15 protein-coding genes and 1 pseudogene are annotated in these 17,354 nt (G+C 60.5%); 6 read left to right on the forward strand and 10 right to left on the reverse strand.

Annotated features, from left to right (window positions below):
* The first annotated feature begins 31 nt into the window (after positions 1 to 31).
* Positions 32 to 727 carry a cobalamin B12-binding domain-containing protein gene (locus NKH57_RS17695; protein ID WP_352485956.1) on the forward strand — a complete coding sequence of 232 codons (696 nt, stop codon included), beginning with the start codon at positions 32 to 34 and terminating at the stop codon, positions 725 to 727.
* Here the strand turns inward: NKH57_RS17695 and NKH57_RS17700 are convergent.
* The 3 genes from NKH57_RS17700 to NKH57_RS17710 are packed head-to-tail and all read right to left on the reverse strand — an operon-like array spanning position 722 to position 4,189.
* Positions 722 to 2,707 carry an oxidoreductase gene (locus tag NKH57_RS17700; protein WP_352945763.1) on the reverse strand — a complete coding sequence of 662 codons (1,986 nt, stop codon included), beginning with the start codon at positions 2,705 to 2,707 and terminating at the stop codon, positions 722 to 724. The genes NKH57_RS17695 and NKH57_RS17700 overlap by 6 nt on opposite strands.
* 44 nt (positions 2,708 to 2,751) lie before the next feature.
* Positions 2,752 to 3,546: a pyrroline-5-carboxylate reductase family protein gene (locus NKH57_RS17705; RefSeq protein ID WP_352945765.1), complete on the reverse strand. Its 795-nt coding sequence runs from the start codon at positions 3,544 to 3,546 to the stop codon at positions 2,752 to 2,754.
* Positions 3,547 to 3,559: 13 nt separating this feature from the next.
* Positions 3,560 to 4,189 carry a TetR/AcrR family transcriptional regulator gene (locus NKH57_RS17710; RefSeq protein WP_352945806.1) on the reverse strand — a complete coding sequence of 210 codons (630 nt, stop codon included), beginning with the start codon at positions 4,187 to 4,189 and terminating at the stop codon, positions 3,560 to 3,562.
* A 147-nt stretch (positions 4,190 to 4,336) separates the two neighbouring features.
* Here NKH57_RS17710 and NKH57_RS17715 point away from each other — a divergent pair, with 147 nt between their 5' ends.
* The 4 genes and pseudogenes from NKH57_RS17715 (at position 4,337) to NKH57_RS17730 (ending at position 8,077) form a co-directional block, all read left to right on the forward strand.
* Entirely contained in the window at positions 4,337 to 6,373 is a 2,037-nt protein-coding gene (locus NKH57_RS17715) for an oxidoreductase (protein ID WP_352945767.1), read from the forward strand.
* A 50-nt stretch (positions 6,374 to 6,423) separates the two neighbouring features.
* Positions 6,424 to 7,024: pseudogene (locus NKH57_RS17720) on the forward strand (dimethylsulfoniopropionate lyase).
* Positions 7,025 to 7,605: 581 nt separating this feature from the next.
* Positions 7,606 to 7,923, forward strand: coding sequence for an IS66 family insertion sequence element accessory protein TnpB (locus NKH57_RS17725; protein WP_352945769.1), 318 nt, complete (start codon positions 7,606 to 7,608; stop codon positions 7,921 to 7,923).
* 19 nt (positions 7,924 to 7,942) lie between these two features.
* The gene (locus NKH57_RS17730; protein ID WP_023758752.1) at positions 7,943 to 8,077 is read left to right on the forward strand and encodes a hypothetical protein; all 135 of its coding nucleotides are present in this window, start codon (positions 7,943 to 7,945) and stop codon (positions 8,075 to 8,077) included.
* 628 nt (positions 8,078 to 8,705) lie between these two features.
* On the opposite strand, the gene NKH57_RS17735 is transcribed toward NKH57_RS17730, so the two are convergent.
* The 7 genes from NKH57_RS17735 to NKH57_RS17765 all read right to left on the reverse strand — a co-directional run bounded on the left by NKH57_RS17735 (position 8,706) and on the right by NKH57_RS17765 (position 14,677).
* The gene (locus NKH57_RS17735) at positions 8,706 to 9,746 is read right to left on the reverse strand and encodes an EscU/YscU/HrcU family type III secretion system export apparatus switch protein (RefSeq protein WP_352945771.1); all 1,041 of its coding nucleotides are present in this window, start codon (positions 9,744 to 9,746) and stop codon (positions 8,706 to 8,708) included.
* 117 nt (positions 9,747 to 9,863) lie between these two features.
* The gene (locus NKH57_RS17740) at positions 9,864 to 10,403 is read right to left on the reverse strand and encodes a pilus assembly protein N-terminal domain-containing protein (RefSeq protein ID WP_352945773.1); all 540 of its coding nucleotides are present in this window, start codon (positions 10,401 to 10,403) and stop codon (positions 9,864 to 9,866) included.
* A gap of 48 nt (positions 10,404 to 10,451) precedes the next feature.
* Entirely contained in the window at positions 10,452 to 12,614 is a 2,163-nt protein-coding gene (sctV, locus tag NKH57_RS17745) for a type III secretion system export apparatus subunit SctV (protein ID WP_023758749.1), read from the reverse strand.
* A complete protein-coding gene (locus NKH57_RS17750) occupies positions 12,611 to 12,814 on the reverse strand; it encodes a hypothetical protein (protein ID WP_352485947.1) in 204 nt (67 codons plus the stop codon). Before NKH57_RS17750 ends, sctV begins: the two co-directional genes overlap by 4 nt.
* 125 nt (positions 12,815 to 12,939) lie before the next feature.
* A complete protein-coding gene (locus tag NKH57_RS17755; RefSeq protein WP_031260040.1) occupies positions 12,940 to 13,380 on the reverse strand; it encodes a hypothetical protein in 441 nt (146 codons plus the stop codon).
* On the reverse strand, positions 13,377 to 14,378 hold the full coding sequence (locus tag NKH57_RS17760; protein WP_352945776.1) for a SctD/MshK family protein: 1,002 nt from the start codon (positions 14,376 to 14,378) through the stop codon (positions 13,377 to 13,379). The genes NKH57_RS17755 and NKH57_RS17760 overlap by 4 nt, the downstream gene beginning before the upstream one ends.
* A gap of 116 nt (positions 14,379 to 14,494) precedes the next feature.
* On the reverse strand, positions 14,495 to 14,677 hold the full coding sequence (locus NKH57_RS17765) for a hypothetical protein (RefSeq protein ID WP_031260038.1): 183 nt from the start codon (positions 14,675 to 14,677) through the stop codon (positions 14,495 to 14,497).
* A gap of 212 nt (positions 14,678 to 14,889) precedes the next feature.
* On the opposite strand from NKH57_RS17765, the gene NKH57_RS17770 reads away from it, so the two are divergent.
* Positions 14,890 to 15,750, forward strand: a complete 861-nt coding sequence (locus NKH57_RS17770) for a MurR/RpiR family transcriptional regulator (protein ID WP_352945778.1) — start codon at positions 14,890 to 14,892, stop codon at positions 15,748 to 15,750.
* Positions 15,751 to 17,354 lie beyond the last annotated feature (1,604 nt).

Raw genomic sequence — 17,354 nt, forward strand, 5'->3', positions numbered from 1 at the left:
AAATCACTGACAAGCAATTGGCGTAGGCAAAATGTCCGACGACGAGATCATCCTTTCCGAACTTTCCGACGACGAGTTGGTGCAGCAGATGCACGACGATCTCTATGACGGGTTGAAGGAAGAGATCGAGGAAGGCACCAACATCCTGCTCGAGCGCGGCTGGGCGCCCTACAAGGTGCTCACCGAGGCGCTGGTCGAAGGCATGCGCATTGTCGGCGAGGATTTTCGCGACGGCATCCTGTTCGTTCCCGAAGTGCTGCTGTCGGCCAACGCCATGAAGGCCGGCATGTTCATCCTGCGTCCGCTGCTCGCCGCCACCGGCGCGCCGAAGCAGGGCAAGATGGTGATCGGGACCGTCAAGGGCGACATCCATGACATTGGCAAGAACCTTGTCGGCATGATGATGGAGGGCGCCGGCTTCGACGTCATCGACCTCGGCATCAACAATGCGGTCGAGAAATATCTCGATGCGATCGAGAAGCATCAGCCCGACATCATCGGCATGTCGGCCCTGCTGACTACGACCATGCCCTACATGAAGGTCGTCATCGACACGATGAAGGAAAAGGGCATCCGCGACGACTATGTCGTGCTGGTCGGTGGCGCCCCGCTAAACGAGGAATTCGGCAAGGCCGTCGGTGCCGATGCCTATTGCCGCGACGCGGCGGTGGCGGTCGAGACCGCCAAGGATTACATGAAGCGCAAGCACAACGTTCGCGCTTCATAGCCCCAAGGCAATCTTCCGTCCTTCGTGGAAGGCATAGGGCGCCTGGCGCGGGGCGACGCCATCGCCGACCTCCATGAAAGGCTGGGATGTGTTTTCCAACTCTTTTGCCAGCCAATTCGCTGCCACATTGGTGGTTGCGAGGACAAGGCAATCGCCGGGCACGAAGCTTTCTTCACCGGTGTTGTGATCAACGATGGTTGCGCCATCCCCGTGCCACGCCAGCACGCTGACATCCACCAGCCATGTAGCGCCAAGCTGACGCAATGTCCGCCGCAGCGGGAAATCGGCAGCGGTGCGCTGCAGTTCCTTGCCGACCAGCGGATCGGGCGTGAGAATGGTGACTTGGTGGCCATCCTCGGCAAGTTTCCAGGCTGTGCCACCGCCTCGCCAACCGCCGCCCTCATCGAGCAAAAGCACGCGCTTACCCGGCCGCGCAACGCGGGCCATAACGGATTCGATCGAGAAGACATTGCCTTTTTCGATGCCGGGCAGGCTCGGCATTGCCGGCAGAGCTTTCTGAAACCCGGTTTCAGGAGACACGGACCCCGTAGCAAGGATGACGGTATCAGCTTTGAATGAGGCGATTTCCGAAGCTTCGACATAGGTGTTCAGTCGTACGTCGACGTTCAGTTGGCCGAGCTGGCGCTCATACCACCCAAGAAGGTCGAGGATTTGGCCGCGGCGCGGCTGCAGCCCGGCAAGCAGAAAGTTCCCGCCCAATCTGCTGGAGGCTTCGGTCAGAACCACGTCGTGACCCCGCTCGGCGGCAACGCGAGCCGCCTCGAGGCCGGCGGGACCGCCGCCGACGACAAGCACCCGTTTCTTGATGGCGGCTGCCGTGAACCGGTCACCACCCCACTCAAACTCGCGCCCCGCCGAGGGATTGATAAGGCAGCTGATCCAGTAGTCGCGGGAACGGCGGCCCCAGCACATCTGGTTGCAGGATATGCATCCGCGCACGTCTTCCGGCCGGTCCGCCGCGGCCTTGCGTGCCAGGTGCGGATCGGCGATCTGGCCCCGCACGATCGAGACCAGGTCTGCAGCCTTCTCGCCAAGCACCGTTTCGGCGTTTTCAGGCGTCCTGATATGGCTTTCGGCGATCACGAGCGCCGTCGTGACCACACCCTTCAGGACCGTCGCGAGATCGGTGCCAAGCTTTTCCGGATAGAGAAAGGTCGGCATTATCTTGTAGAAATCGAGGTAGCTGCCGGTGCCACAGGTCACGTAATCGATCAGCCCCTGCTCATCATGCAGCCGAACGATCTCCGCCAGTTCCTGGCGACTGAGCGCGACTGGGTAGTCGGGCTCGTCGCTGACCGACAGTCCGACGATAAAATCGCGGCCGCATGTTTCGCGGATGCGGGTCAGAATCTCGCGGGAGATCCGCGTGCGGTTTTCGAGCGAGCCTCCCCATTGATCCTCGCGTTGGTTTGTCCAGGGTGTCCAGAACTGATCGACCAGTCCGAGATAGGCCGCCCAGACTTCGACGCCATCGAAACCGGCCTCCTGGCAACGGCGGGCAGCCTGAACAAAGCTGTCGATGGTCTCCCAAATCTCATCCTCGGACATAGCGTGGGAACCGTCGCTGTCATGGTAGCTTGGAAGGCCCGAGGGCGACCAATGTGCATGAAACGAGTTGTCCGAATCGCCATGCGCACCGACATGATAGAGCTGCTGGATGGCGATCGCCCCGTGGTCCTTGATCGCGCGTGTGACCCGCTCGAAATGAGGAATGACGCTATCATCGCCAGGTCGAAAATTGCCGCGTGTCAGTACGGCGGCCTGATGGACGGGCATGGGCTCGACAACAATCATGCCGGCCCCGCCGATAGCTCGTTCAGCATAGTAGGCAACGTGTCGTTCGGTCGGCACGCCATTTTCGGCCATGTTGGCCGTATGAGCCCCGAACACGATCCGGTTTCGCAGCGTGCGGCTGCCCAGCTTTACCGGCGAGAAGAGATGCGGAAAGAGTTTTGACATAGTATCTCACCAGCGGTCGGAGGGAGGCACGGCTCGTGCGGCTGTCAGGTGGCTTGTCCCATAGTCACGGATTTCTGAAGCGCTGCGGCAAGGCCGTCTCGCACGGCGGCTTCAAACCCGGCTGCGCGCATGGCCTCGATCGCTGCCGCGGTGGTGCCGCGGTAATCGAGGAAGGTCTGGACGATATCTTTGGGATTGTCTGCGCGGGCCGCGAGGAGTTTTCCGGTTCCAACGAGCAGCGCGCTGACGCCCCGCCGGGCAATATCTGGGTTCATTCCTCGGCTGACCGCATCGTCGATCATCGCTGCCGCCAAAAGCGCCGGAAAGGCTGGGCCGGAGCCTGTAAGGCCCGTCATATAGTCGATATCTGCTTCGCTTTTGACCTCATCGGCAGCACCACAGGCCTCCAGAATACGGCGAACGACATTGCGGTCATCCGCGGTGACCTCCTGGGAGCCTATCCAGGGACTATAGGAATACCGCACCTCTGCCGCTGCATTCGGAAGCGTGCGGACGACACGGTCGGTCTTGAGACGTTTAGCCAATTGGTCGAGAGGGATTCCGGCCATGACCGACATGACGAGCTTGCCATACGCAGAAATCTCGATAGCAGGCCAATCCTGGGGGCGGACCGATACGATGATGACATCAGATCGATCCGCCAGCTCCTGATTGTCCCTGGTCCATGTTGCGCTTGGCTGAAAGCCGGGTTGCCCGCTTCTATGAGAGAGAGTGAGTTGCTCGGGGGACACTATTTGCGCATCGATGATGGCCTCGGCGAAGGCGCGTCCAAGCCAGCCACCTCCGCCGATTATTCCGATGCTCAAGGGTTCGCCCATTGTCAAACCTGCCTCACCCCCCCGAATAGCCATGTCTGGCGAAGAACCGGTCTAGCTCGCGCTGCTGCGGGGCCTCACCTGTAAAGATCTCTACGTACCCGGGAATGCGGTTCATGCGGTTCGCGAGATCTTCCTTGGTCTGCATTGAGATGTAGCCAATCTGCACAAGGTAGATGGTGCGCGCTCGAACATCGGCTGAGCTTTCCTTGTAACCGAAGCGGACGAACATTTGGCTCATTGCATTGAGACGCGCCTGGTCGGCTTTATGCACCTCTGAGAGAATGTCAGGGGATTGAATCGCCCAGCTTCTGACTGCGAACTCAAACTGGGCATCGAACAAGGACTTGTCGAGCCAGCAGTCGAAAACGTTCAGCATCGCTTCGGCCACCGTCTCGGCATACGCCTCGGCCTGCTTGACGAGGTTGCCAGTGTTCTTGTCGCGCCAACGGGTCACGAGGGCAGCCAAGAGTTCTTCTCTGTCCTTGAAGAACCAATAGAAGCTGGTGCGCGACAGGCCCAACTTCTTGGCCAATGGCGAAATTCTCACCGAGTCGACGCCGGATTCGAGAAGCAGGTCGTAGGCGGCTTCAAGCCATCCCTCCGGCGATCCGCGCCACCCGCTATCGTTTGAAACCTGCTCCATGAGCGGCCAGCCTAACAAAATGTCAAAGTGAAAACCAGCAAAATGTACACCTATGTCGACTCTGCCGACTTCCTGGAAACTAAACTTGACATGCATGTACATTTCCAGATAGCGTTCGTACTTGCCCTCCCAGTCTCGGAGTCCGTCATGTCGAGCGATCCCCTTCTGCAGCCGTACAAACTCAAGCATTTAACCCTGCGCAATCGCATTATCGTGACGTCCCACGAGCCTGCCTATCCGGAGGATGGCATGCCGAAGCAGCGCTATCTTGCTTACACGGTGGAGCGGGCGAAAGGCGGTGTGGCGATGACGATGACGGCCGGGTCCGCGGCCGTCTCGAAAGACAGTCCTCCGGTTTTCAACAACCTGCTCGCCTACAAGGACGAGATCGTGCCGTGGATCAGGCAGATGACCGATGCGGTGCACGAAGAGGGTGCCGCCATCATGATCCAGCTAACCCATCTTGGACGGCGTACACGCTGGGACAAAGGCGATTGGCTTCCGGTTGTGGCGCCGTCCCATCATCGAGAAGCCTCACACCGCTCATTTCCCAAGAAAATTGAAGACTGGGATATCGAACGCATCATCAAGGACTTCGCGGACGCAGCGGAGCGAATGAAAGCAGGCGGGATGGATGGCGTCGAGCTCGAGGCCTACGGCCACTTGCTCGACCAGTTCACGTCTCCTCTCACGAACGAACTTGACGGTCCTTATGGCGGTGCGCTTGATAACCGCATGCGCTTCTGCATGGATGTCTTGAAGGCGATCCGGTCACGGGTCGGCGAGGACTTCATCCTGGGCGTGCGCTATACTGCGGATGAGGCTCTTCCAGGCGGCAATGGCGTGTCGGAGGGAATAGAAATCTCCAAGCGCCTCAAGGAAAGCGGACTTGTCGATTACCTTAACGTGATCCGCGGCCATATCGACACCGATGCGGGCCTGACGGACGTCATTCCGATCCAGGGAATGGCGAATGCGCCGCATCTTGATTTTGCCGGCGAGATTCGCGCCGCGACCAACTTTCCAACCTTCCATGCAGCGAAAATACCGGATGTGGCGACTGCGCGCCACGCGATTGCATCGGGCAAAGTTGACATGATCGGCATGACGCGTGCCCACATGACTGACCCACACATCGTGCGGAAGATCATTGAAAAGCGCGAAGACGAAATCAGGCCCTGCGTGGGTGCCAACTATTGCCTTGACCGCATCTATCAGGGCGGAGCGGCATACTGCATTCACAACGCCGCGACCGGCCGCGAACTGACCATGCCGCACATCGTCCCCAAGGCAGAAACCCGCAGGAAGATTGTCGTGGTCGGCGCAGGTCCGGCTGGCCTCGAGGCCGCCCGCGTGGCGGGTGAGCGAGGACACGAGGTCGTGGTCTTTGAGGCCGCCAGCGACCCTGGCGGGCAGATCCGCCTGACAGCGCTGAGCCCGCGCCGCAAGGAGATGATGAGCATCATCGACTGGCGCATGGCCCAGTGCGAAAAGCATGGAGTGACCATCAAGTTCAATAGCTGGGCGGAGGCCGAAACCATCGAGGCGGAAAATCCCGACGTCGTCATCGTTGCGACGGGCGGGGTGGCGCATACCGACGTCCTTTCCAAGGGCAACGAGTTCGTGGTGTCGTCATGGGACATCATTTCCGGAGACGTGAAGCCGGGAAGCAATGTCCTCATCTTCGACGACGCCGGTGACCACGCGGCACTCCAGGCCGCGGAATTCCTCGCTGGCGCGGGAGCGAAGGTTGAGATCATGACACCGGACCGGTCCTTCTCACCCGAGGTCATGGCTATGAACCTCGTGCCCTACATGAGATCTCTTCAAAAACTCGATGTGACCTTCACCGTTACCTATCGACTCGAGTCTGTTGAAAAGAATGGCAACCAGCTCATTGCAAACGTCGGCAGCGACTACGGCGGTATATCCAAGCAGCGCGTCGTGGACCAGGTTGTCGTCAATCACGGCACCCTTCCGCTCGATGACATCTATTTCGAACTGAAACCGAAATCGACCAATCACGGCGAGATTTCGCATGATGAGCTCATTGCCGGACAAGCGCAGTCGGTGGTGCGGAATCCGCAAGGCCTATTCCAGCTCTTCCGCATCGGAGATGCCGTTTCAGCTCGCAACACCCACGCTGCGATCTACGACGCACTTCGCTTGGCGAAAGATATCTGATTGCCGGGCGGCGGACGACAACGTTCGCTCTTCATAACAAGGGTTCGGTCATGGTCAGAAGTGACGCGCTGCAATATTTTGTAGACACCGCATTCGTGGCATTCGACCGGTTCTCCCACGACCTGCGGTCGCGCCGATCGATCATCCAGCTCTTCGCCCAAGCGGAGGTTCCCGGGCCTGAAAGGACCACGGCTGGGAGCCGTTTGCTTCTGTTCCTATCTCGGCCCGGCGTTGGCAGAAGAGACGGTTCCGTCCACACTTCGCAATCTGGTCGAACGCTTCAAGGCGATCGAGCCGTTGCTCGAATGGCGGCTGAAATCGAACCCCGACCCGTCTGCAAGCAGCAATTTCCGCGACGGTCATGCCAACGCGATGATACTTGGCCCAGGCGGCATTGAGGACAGAAACGATCTGTGGCTCGGCGTCACGTTGATGGCGCCTCACGTCCGCTATCCCGACCACGATCATCCGCCGGAAGAGACCTACCTCGTGCTTTCACATGGCGAGTTCAAGCAGGGTGACAAGGCCTGGTTTTCGCCGGGCATCGGCGGATCATTCTACAATCCGCCAGGCATCAAACACGCCATGAGATCGCTGGATGCGCCGCTGTTCGCTTTCTGGGCGCTGTTGGTGGATCAAACTCATCACTGAGCTTGGCCGAAACCCGGCCGCGGCTCGAGGAAGCAGCCAATCAAGGTTGCCCTGTCGGTGAAGCGCGTTTCATCAACAGCTTCGCCTATCGACTTGGGTTGACCGCGGACCGTCAAGGCGCCGCCGCGCTTGAAGACGCACCTTGATCAAAGATCGCGGAATGGTTGCTATACGTCGACTTTCACATGGCCGACCGGGTTCGAACAGCAAGCAAGGATATAACCGTCGGCAATCTCTTCGTCGGTGTGTCAATTACCACCGAATCGGACCCTGGTTTTTCGCGCAAAAGGAATTTTGTACGCCGATCCACACATTGCGCAGCCTGACGGCTCCTTTGCCTGCATACCGGTTGGATGACGCGCGAGACGGCGACGCACTTCAAGCTGTCGGCGGAGCCGCAGTTTTCCCGTAACCGCCCGATTGTCACCGCCTGCCTGACATCGTCGTGATGGCGTCGTTTGCGGCGTGTCTTGTGCGACGTTTGCGATGCGTGTCGAGATTCTTGGTGCTGAACGGCGGCGTCGCTGGGGTGATAACAAGAAGCTCGACATCGTCATGTCGGTTGGAATTGAGGGGCGACCGTGACTGAGGTTGCCGAGCGGCATGATGTGACGCGGCAGCAGATTTACATCTGGCGGCGAGAGCTGAGGAGGAAGGGGCTCTTGTTGCCGTCGGCGGGTCCCATGTTCCTTCCCGTGGACATGCCCGTGGCGCAGAGCGAACCCCGTATGGGCAACGGCACTGACAGTTTGTCAGCGTCGCTGGTTGAGTTGCAACTATGCTGTGGGCGGAACCTGCGCTTTGACAGAGAGATCGATCTTGCCACTCTGACCCGGCGAACAATCGCGGCCGGATCGAGAGAGAGCTTGCCAAGCGGCGCGGTGAATTGGAGCGGATGATCGACCTCGGATCAAAGGCGTGATCTCGGCCGATCGCGTGGTCGAGCGCAAGGCTCCGCTCGACGCCGAGATTGCTTGGCTTGAGGCCGAGCTTGTCGTCGCGCCGCCGATCAGTGCCGTGGAACTTCATCCGGGCGGGCGCCTTCGCCTTTGAAGGAGAAGTTCTGGCGCGGGCGTTCCAGACGACCTTCGAGCGCCGTGAAACGCCGCTTCCCACCGAGACGCCATTGGCGCTGACGACGGGCTTCGCCGAGGCAAAGCAAGTCCAGTGGGCGGCGTTTCTGAGACGGACCGAGGTCGCCCTCGCACAAGAACCACTTCGGAAATCCAGGCGCGCATCGCCGAGCTTGTCATGCCGCCCACGATCGCAACGACGGAGGCTGCGCCTTTCAATGCGCGTTGGGCGGCAGGCGGTCCCTGGGTCGACAGATAAACATTTGCGCAACATCAATGCAGCCAGTGCCGAGACCTGCCGAGACCCCGATGGCATTGGTTTTCTAAGCGCGATATGGTTTGATGACGCTGGTTTTAGGGGCAGATTCGGGCGCGTCGCCAGAGGACGAGAAGGGCATAAATCGTCCGACTGGTCCCGATAGTTGGCGAAACCTCATAAAAATTTTCACGGCGATTTTCTTTTTAAATTCAATACTGTGACTTTTTGACGGGCCCAGCTTCGGAATCTTCTCACCGTCAGAATAAATTTGTCAGCAATTTCAGTTGGTGCATACTGTTTAAACAATTGAGTGGGAATGCTTGCCGGGCACTTCTGCGGCGATCCTGCCTCAGGTGAGCCCGTGCCGGACGAGATGGCGAACGACCGGCGAAAACATCTGCTGGCCGATATAAGATCCGGTGTTCGCCTGCTCGAAGAGTGTTTCGGCGGCTGCCGCATCCTCAACTATGGGGATACCTGCCTGGCGCGCTTGAGCCATTATCTCGTGGGCGGCGCGGCCCTGACCCTTGCCGACGACCGTCGGCACAGGCGTTTCGCCCTTAACGTAGCGCAACGCCACGGCGCGGTCGGCGGACGCGAAAACGATGACGGCATTTTTCACGCCCAGCTTCGCAGGTTGCATCACCGTTTCGCGCCGCTGTCGCTGCTGTTCATGGCGGATCAATGGATCTCCTTCGAGATCCTTGTGCTCGCGCTTGTATTCAGTTGTCGTCATGCGCATGTCGCGAAGGAACAGCCAGCGCTGAACGGGAACATCGATCAAGCCGATAACGACAAAGGCCAGGGCAGCGGCAACTCCAAGGGGCGTCAGCACCGCCTTGATAATCGGCTCCAGACATGACTGACCGCAGCCTGGCGCATCGAAGAGCGGCTGCAGCCATTCGGCCAAGACGAATACGAACAGGCTTGCCAGCAACACCACCTTGATCAGGCCCTTGATGAACTCGACGACGTTGCGGAGCGACAGGACTTTCTGAAGGCCCTTCGCCGGGTTTATGTGATCGAACTGCGGCTTGAGCTGCTCAAACGAGAAGACCGGCCCGAATGTCCCCAGCATGCCGAAGGCCATGGTGAAAACGACAACGATCCCGACCAGCGGCAATGTCGCAAGCATCAGCAACGAAAACGAATGCCGGATGGCCCGCAAACTGACCTCCCCGAACGAGCCGCCGGGCACCGTCACGGTCTGCACGAGTTCCGAAAGGCGGCTGAAGAGCATCGGCCAGGAAAAATAAAGATACGCGAGCGCTGCGAAAAGCGTGAAGCCGGAGACCAGGTCGCGGCTTTGCGAAACCTGGCCTTTGCGGCGGGCGTCACGAAGCTTCTTGTCGGACGCTGGTAATTTCTTTTCCTCAGCTTCTTCGGCCATGTTGCAATCTTATCGCACTGTCGTGGTTCCAGTGGGCCGCGCTGGCCTGTGTAAGGTGGGGCGGGCTTGAATACGGAGAGGTGGATATGCGGTTGCGTGCCGTATTCTTGCCCGTCGTCATCGCGCTGGCGCCGGCGAGAATGTCCGGGCGACATTGTCGAGATCCCTTGCCTCGTCGACGCCGCGTGCCTCGCCCTTCGCAACAATGCGGGTTCCGAAAATATGGAGATTTGTCGCCGAGTTCGGCTGCATTGCATGCTTCGCTTCATTGGCGGGCGTGACATCGGGCGTGACGCGGAATTGGGCCGTTGCCTCGATCTGCTCATCGGTGGCGATCGCGATGAGGTTGGTCAGGCCGGGTTTGAGGCCGAACACATAGACCATGCTCGGCGACACGACTTGAAGGTCTGCAATCGTGGTGTCGGCGATGAGGACGGATTCGACCGGTTCGTAGATCCGCAGCAAGCGTCCTTGCCCGACCGGCAGGTCGAGCGCTGGCTTGCTCGACAAGGGCGAAACCTTCTGCGCCGACGCGTCGGCAAATGTGAACAAGACTGCCAGCAGGAAGCCAACCGTCGCGATAGCGAGCCGGCGCAAATCCGTCCGCCTGGCGACAGCGGCTGATCGAACGCCTGCTGCGCTATCGTGGATTGTCATGCCGTTCCTCTCCTGATTCCCCAAATGTCCCCGTCCGTCCGGCTGGCGTCATGAGGTTGCCTCTTGCCCGGCCTTCGGCTGAGCCGATGGCAACGACTGGGAGACGCTGCGCGCGCCGGCTTTGCCCGAGCGGCCCGAGATCGTGGCCAGCGGCTGGACGTTGAATTCTTGCGCGAGTTCCTGGAAGGACAGAACCGGAAGCTCGATGGCATTGTGCATGAGCAGGCTACGCATATGACGCCGCACATCCATCGCGGCGAGGACCACCGGCGAGACATCGGTGGAGTTCTGCGCCAGCGCCCGCTCGATTTCGGTGACCAGGGCCTGCGCATCATCGTCGGAAAGATTCAGGAATGTCCCGGTCGAAGTGCTTTGCACTGCGTTTCGCAGGATATCCTCGGCCGACCGCTGCAGGACATAGGCGGCGATGATGTTGGTGCGGCCGGCGGAGCGGAAGCTGATCTGGCGTTTCAGGGATGTGCGAACATATTCCGTCAGCAGGACGACGTCCTGCTCGCGCTGGCCCCATTCGATCAGGGCTTCGAGGATCAGGCGCAGATTGCGGATCGGCACGTTTTCACCGACGAGCCGGCGAAGCACTTCCGCGATCTTCTGCAGTGGCACGATCTCCTGTGCCTGCCTGACCAGGTCTGCATAATCCGGCTCCATGTCCGACAGAAGCCTGCGTGTTTCCTGAATCCCGACGAAATGGCCGGCATAAAGCCGAAGCGAATTTCCGGTCCATCTGGCCGCTGTTTCGGCCGGTGTGGAGAAGGCGAAGCCGGCTTCCTTCAGCACCGATATGTCGCTGTCATCGACCCACACGAATTTGCGCTGACCGGCAACCGAAGGACCTTTTTCGTAGGTCACTTCGAGCAGATCGAGATGCGTTGCGTCCGCTTCGACAAGAACGCGGTCGGCTGGAATTTCGGCATCCAGGATGGGTGCTCCTTCCAGATCGATGCGGATGCTTCGTGGTGAAAGCATCTCGTCGACCTGCGTGCCGATAGCCGGAACGTCGATGCCGAGATCGCCGAAGAGTTCGCGGCGCACGCCGTCGGCGAGCGCGGCGAATTCGGGCTCGGGAATCGAGCGTCCGAGTTCTGTTCCGAGGCGTACCACGACGCGATAGGAAGGAGGCAGTATTCCGGTGGGGATTGCTGAAAGCGAGGCGGAATTCCCCGACCGTTCGGGCAGCTGGCCGATGTCCTTGGGCTCGGATTCCTGGGCTGTGCGCCGATTGACTGCATAGGCGCCCGCTCCGAAGCAGGCACCAAGCATCAGGAACACGATAAAGGGGAAGCCCGGCACCATGGCAAGGCCGACCATGATCACCGCGGCCAGCGCGAGCGCTCGGGAATCCCGCAGGAGCTGGCTGGTTATTTGCTGGCCAAGATCGCCAGTTCCGTCGGCGCTGCCGACGCGCGTCACCATCGTACCGGCGGCCACGGCGACGAGCAGTGCCGGTATCTGCGCCACCAGCCCGTCACCCACGGTGAGCAGCGAGTAGGTGGCAGCCGCGTCCCCCAGGGACATATCGTGCTGCAGCGTTCCGACGGCGAACCCACCGACAAGGTTGACCAGAATGATCACGATCCCGGCGATGACGTCGCCCTTGACGAATTTCATGGCGCCGTCCATCGCGCCGAACAGCTGGCTCTCGCGCTCCAACTGCTGGCGCAGACGGCGTGCCTCCGCCTGGTCAATGTCGCCGTTGCGCAACTCGGCATCGATACTCATCTGCTTGCCCGGCAGCGCATCGAGCGTGAAGCGCGCGGCCACCTCGGCGACGCGTTCGGCACCCCGTGCAACCACGATGAACTGCGCGACGGTGATGATCAGGAAGATGACCAAGCCCACCGCAATACTGCCGCCGACGACGAAGGTACCGAAAGCGGTAATGATATCCCCGGCGTCGGCCTGGAGCAGGATCAGTCGCGTGGTCGTGATCGTGATGGCCAGCCGGAACAAGGTGGCGATGAGGATGACCGACGGCAGCGACGAGAACTGGAGCGGATGAGAAACGTAAAACGAAGCCAGCAAGATAAGCACGCTGATGGCGATATTGGCGGTGATGAGAATGTCGACGAGGAATGTCGGCAACGGGATAAGCATCATCACCACTGCGACGAGCAGCAGGACGGCAATGACCAGGTCGCTGCGGCGTGAAAGCCTGGCCAGGAATCGCAGAAGTCGCTCCGATATGGTCATTCAACACCTCGGTGCGACAGGAAGCTCAGCAAGGCACTGCGCGCCTCGGTCTTGCGCCCGGCCACGAGCAAGGCGCGGCTCTTCAGCAATGCAAGCGCCGGGTGGTCCATTCCGTCCAAGGTCTCCAGCCTGGCGATCGTGGCAAGCGCCTTTTCCGCCTCGCCATCGAGTATGAGCAGGTGCGCCAATGTCCGCAGCACGCCGGCATTTCCCGGCGAGAGCTGTGCAGCGATAAGCAGGTACGCCGCGCCCCGCTTTGCCTGCCCGTGACATCCATAGAGACAGCCCAAGACATGCAGCAGGTGTACGGTGTCATGCGGGTCGGTCAGATTTCGATTCCTTCCTGCATGCGACCAAGCAGATCGCGATGACGCTCGATTTCATCCTCCATCAGCGTTCTGGCGAGTGTCTTGAGTTGCTCGCCGCCCTCAAGGTCAGGGACCAGGTGCGTTACAAAATGCTGGAGAATTGGCACGGAGCGCCGCAGGATGGCTGGCTCGGGAATATTGGGCATGACGAAGTTGACGAGTATCTCATCGAGCGATTCCCCGGCGGCACCCTGAGAGCGCTGGAATTCCGCAGTTTCTGACATTTCCGTGCCAGCGGCTGACTTCGTTCCCTGGGCACGGTTTGTGGCTTTGTCGGCACCATTCATCCGTCGCCGGTGGATGGATTGACCGCGTACGCTTTCGGCCTGCCGGACCTCGCGGCCGGGTGTGTCAACCCTTGCCGTGTCGAACCGCGGCCCTTCAAGCCGGCGGTTCACGGATATTTCAGCGCGACCGTGGCGCCGCCCTTGGTCAGGAGAAGTTCCGTCTCGCCGATGTGCTTTATGGTCCAGCCGTCATTCGTGAATGCGCCTTCGTGATAGCGTGCGCCGTCGGCGGTAATGACGTATGGCCGCTCGCCATACCAGATTGCCTGCAGCGTCAGGCGCGGAGCCTGCTCCGCGTTGCCGATCATGACGTTGGAGACCAGCGCAATATGCGCGCCAAACGCCTGGTCGAACCAGGATTGCGTTTCCGTCCAGACACCACTTTTGTCATTGGGGATCATCCCCGAGACCACGAGGCGTCCCGATGATCGCTGAACGGTCAATGTACTTATGCCGGATTGCTCGAGATGCTGCTTGAGCTGGCTTTCCGCGTCGGCGGCACTTTGGATTTGCGCCGGCGATGAATCGTCCAGGACTTCTTGCCCTGCGTCACCCGCAAAGGCCATCCTGACCGGTTCGCCGTCTTGTGAGGCCAGCTTCTGGCCAATATCGGGCTTGGCGAAGGAGAACCCGTTCGCCGCGACGGAAACAGCGAATACAGCAAGCAGAACGCTGCCTGCAACCAGGAGAGGGCGATTGGAAACAGCCCACCGATTCGATGGGCGTTCGGAGTTGACCAACTGGATGCCGGCGTCACCGACGCTTAGGGTGAACGGCAGCCTGCAGCGGCTGCCATGTCCCTCGTGGATGGTCTCGCCTGTGGCCAGTGCGACATCGCCGCCAATGGCTTCGATTTCAAACTGGCTGCCCTGGCGCCGCAGCCTTGCATGGATCGGCGCGATGCCGGCATCCCTGAGGACGATGTCCGACTCCGTGCTGGAACCGATCGTAAAGACTGGGTCGACCAGACTGATTTCGGCGCCGGCGTGAAATCCGTGGGTTACGCTGAGCGCGACGGAATGTCCGGCTGCCGGGGAGGGAGCGATAATCGAGCGGAACCGGCGCGCCGGCGCCGGATCCAGATATCTGCCGATAGGGCTAGCGGTCATGCCACTTCATCTCCCGCCGATGACGATTTCAAATGCAGCCAGACGACGGCGTTGAAAGGCCGTGCAGTACGCCGCCGATTGCTTGCGGCGGCGTATGGGTTCGAGAATCCGCTGGCTCAGGCCTTTTCAGCCGATTGGCCGAGCGTCTTCGCGGTGCTCATCAGCATGTCATGTTGGGATTTCGCGATCTCTTTCGTGATCTCCAGCCCAAACATGCGCTCCTGTTGCTTGATCATCTTGTCCAGGTTCTGTTCCGGCGACCCGGTAGAGCCGGAGGTAATGGGAGGGGTAGCAGCCATCATTGTCTCCTTGAGGGACTATTCATTACGAACTCCGGACTCACACCGCTGCGATCCGGCAGGTTGCCAAGGCACTCTAAGGCAGCATGGCCGAAATTGAAAGTCCATTTGGAATATATGAGCCACTCAAGTTCCAAGTGTTGCATTGCCAACGTGTGAGGAGTAATCTGCCAGGCGGGTGAATGGGGTATTTCAGGATGGAAAAAGGTCCTTTGGCCGAGTTGTTGGTCGAACGGTTTGAGAATATGCCGCCTCAACTGCGGGTCGCCGCGCGTTTCGTGCTGGATCATCCCAAGGATGTCGCACTGATGTCGATGCGCGAGCAGGCGAACCAGGCCGGTGTTTCGCACAGCACGATGATGCGGCTGGCGCGATGGCTTGGGCTTGAAGGCTACGAGGATATGCGCAGCCTTTATGCGCGCGCTCTGCGGGAGACGATCGCCGGGGAGCCGGCGCGACAGGGTATCGAACAGCGTGGCGATCCGGGATATTCGACGGCCGGCGTCGTTGCCGACACGCTTGCGGCCCAGATTTCAAGTCTTGGTGAATACGGCAATGCCATGCAGTTCATTGCCGCCGCCGACCTGCTTGCAAGATCGCGCGATCTTTTCGGTCTCGGCTCACGCTCCGCCTACCCGGTCGCAAGCCACTTCGTTCACGTCATGTCGTTTCTGGCTGGCGCTGGCCGCAAGGTGACGCTTGTCGGCGAGATGGCCGGACAAGGCCTGAATGCCCTGCAGCACGCGGGACGTGGCGACGTGCTGCTGGCTGTGGGCACGGCGCCTTATGAACGCACGACCATCGACGTGGCGCGCCAGGCGGCTCGGCAGGGCGTCGGCGTGGTGGCAATCACTGACAGCAGCGTGTCTCCGCTGACGCGGATCGCGCGGGAGACAATCATCGTCACGTCGAATTCGCAGTCGTTCTTCCGAAGCATGGCGCCGGCGTTCGCCGCCGTCGAACTTCTGGCGGCACTGACGGCAGCGCGGTCCGAAACGGATGCCGCAGAACGGGTAAAACAGTCGGAAGAGCAGCTTGCCGCTTTCGGCATTTATTGGAAGCCCCCTCGATAACATCCGAAAGGGTGCGATCGGGCGGGCGTGCCGGCGGCCAGGCTGCCGGCAACAGTGATTCCGGAGGTCGTCCAGATGGTTCGCCTGGTAACGCTCAACAAGCCGCCCGTCCAGCCGCAAAAGGTCAATGCCACGGCAAACGCCGAGCAGATAGCGCGGCTGGAGGCGCAGGCGGCGAAGCTCCGGGAGCAGATCAGGCTCGCCAACCGGATGGGTGAGCGCGACTGGGCGGCGCAGGCCCGCCAGGAACTGGCGCAGGTGAACACGCAACTGAGTTCCCTTCAGCCGCCGCCGGCTGCGGCTCCGGCAGCGCCGGCGTTGAACGCCAGCACCGGCACATCCGGCAACGGCACGACGGTGACGCCGGCGCTCTATGTGCGGACTGATCTCGCGGCACCCACGCTGATGCCGGTGAAACTTGACGCAAGCAAGCCCGACGACAACGCCGCGGAAGCGACGACTGCCCGCAACATCGTCAACGACGTTACCGGTGGCAAAAGCATCGACCAGATTGCGTCTGCCCGCGGCACGACGCGCGACCAGGTCATCGCCGCGCTCAGGTCTGGCGGGATGACCGTGTCGACCGCCGACCCCAGCGGCAATGGCGACGTGCAGACAACGAAAATCACGGATGCCAGCGGCCGAACCGTCACGCAATATTATGACTATCAACACGACAGCTACTATACGAGCGTCGAGCAACCCAACGGCACCGCGACCACCACACCGATCCGGGATGGGCTCGGGCGCAAGGAAACCAGCAACTACAATCCCGATACCGGCGCCATCACGACGCGTTACGAAGACGATCTCGGCAAGGGCACCGTCACCGAGCGAACGTCGCTGCCCAACGGTGCTTCGGTGGAAACGGTGACGCCAGGCGCCGGTCCGTCCCTTCCCGTGACCACCGTCACCGGTCCTGACGGCCACAAAACCATATTGGCGGCCGCGCAGGATCCGGGTGGGAAAAGCACGCAGAACATCAAGCAAGGTCTGGCCGACGGGAAAAGCATCGAGCAGATCGCGCAGGACAACGGCCTCACCAGCGAGCATGTGATGGCCGAACTGCAGGCCGCCGGCTATCAGGTCAAGACGCAGGCAGCGGCAAGCGGCAATGGCGACGTGCAGTCGGTGGAGCTCGTTGACCCGCACACCGGCGACAAGACCGTCTACTCGCACGACTATCAGCACGACGAACGCTCCGTCGTGACCACGGCCGACGGCAAGGAAACCTCGCAATCCGTCGATGGCAACGGCAAGACCCGCAACAGTGTGCACAACACCAAAACGGGCGAGACCACGACCACGATCGTCGATCCGAAAACGGGGACCGAAACCAAGATCGTCACCAACAAGGACGGCCGGGTGACGACGACCATCACCGAGAAGATCAATGGCGGCAAGCCCGTCGAGCACGAGGTCAAGCCCGGCGACAATTTGACCCTTATCGCGCAGCAATATGGCGTATCGCTGGATGATCTCAGACGGACGAATCCTGAGCTTTTCGATTCGTCCCGAGATCCGGACATCATCAAGCCCGGAGAAAAGGTCACCATCGAAAACGGGACGCGCACTACCGTGGAGGTCACCTTCAACGGCTATAC

The organism is Mesorhizobium sp. M1050, assembly GCF_040318715.1.
GTDB lineage: Bacteria > Pseudomonadota > Alphaproteobacteria > Rhizobiales > Rhizobiaceae > Mesorhizobium.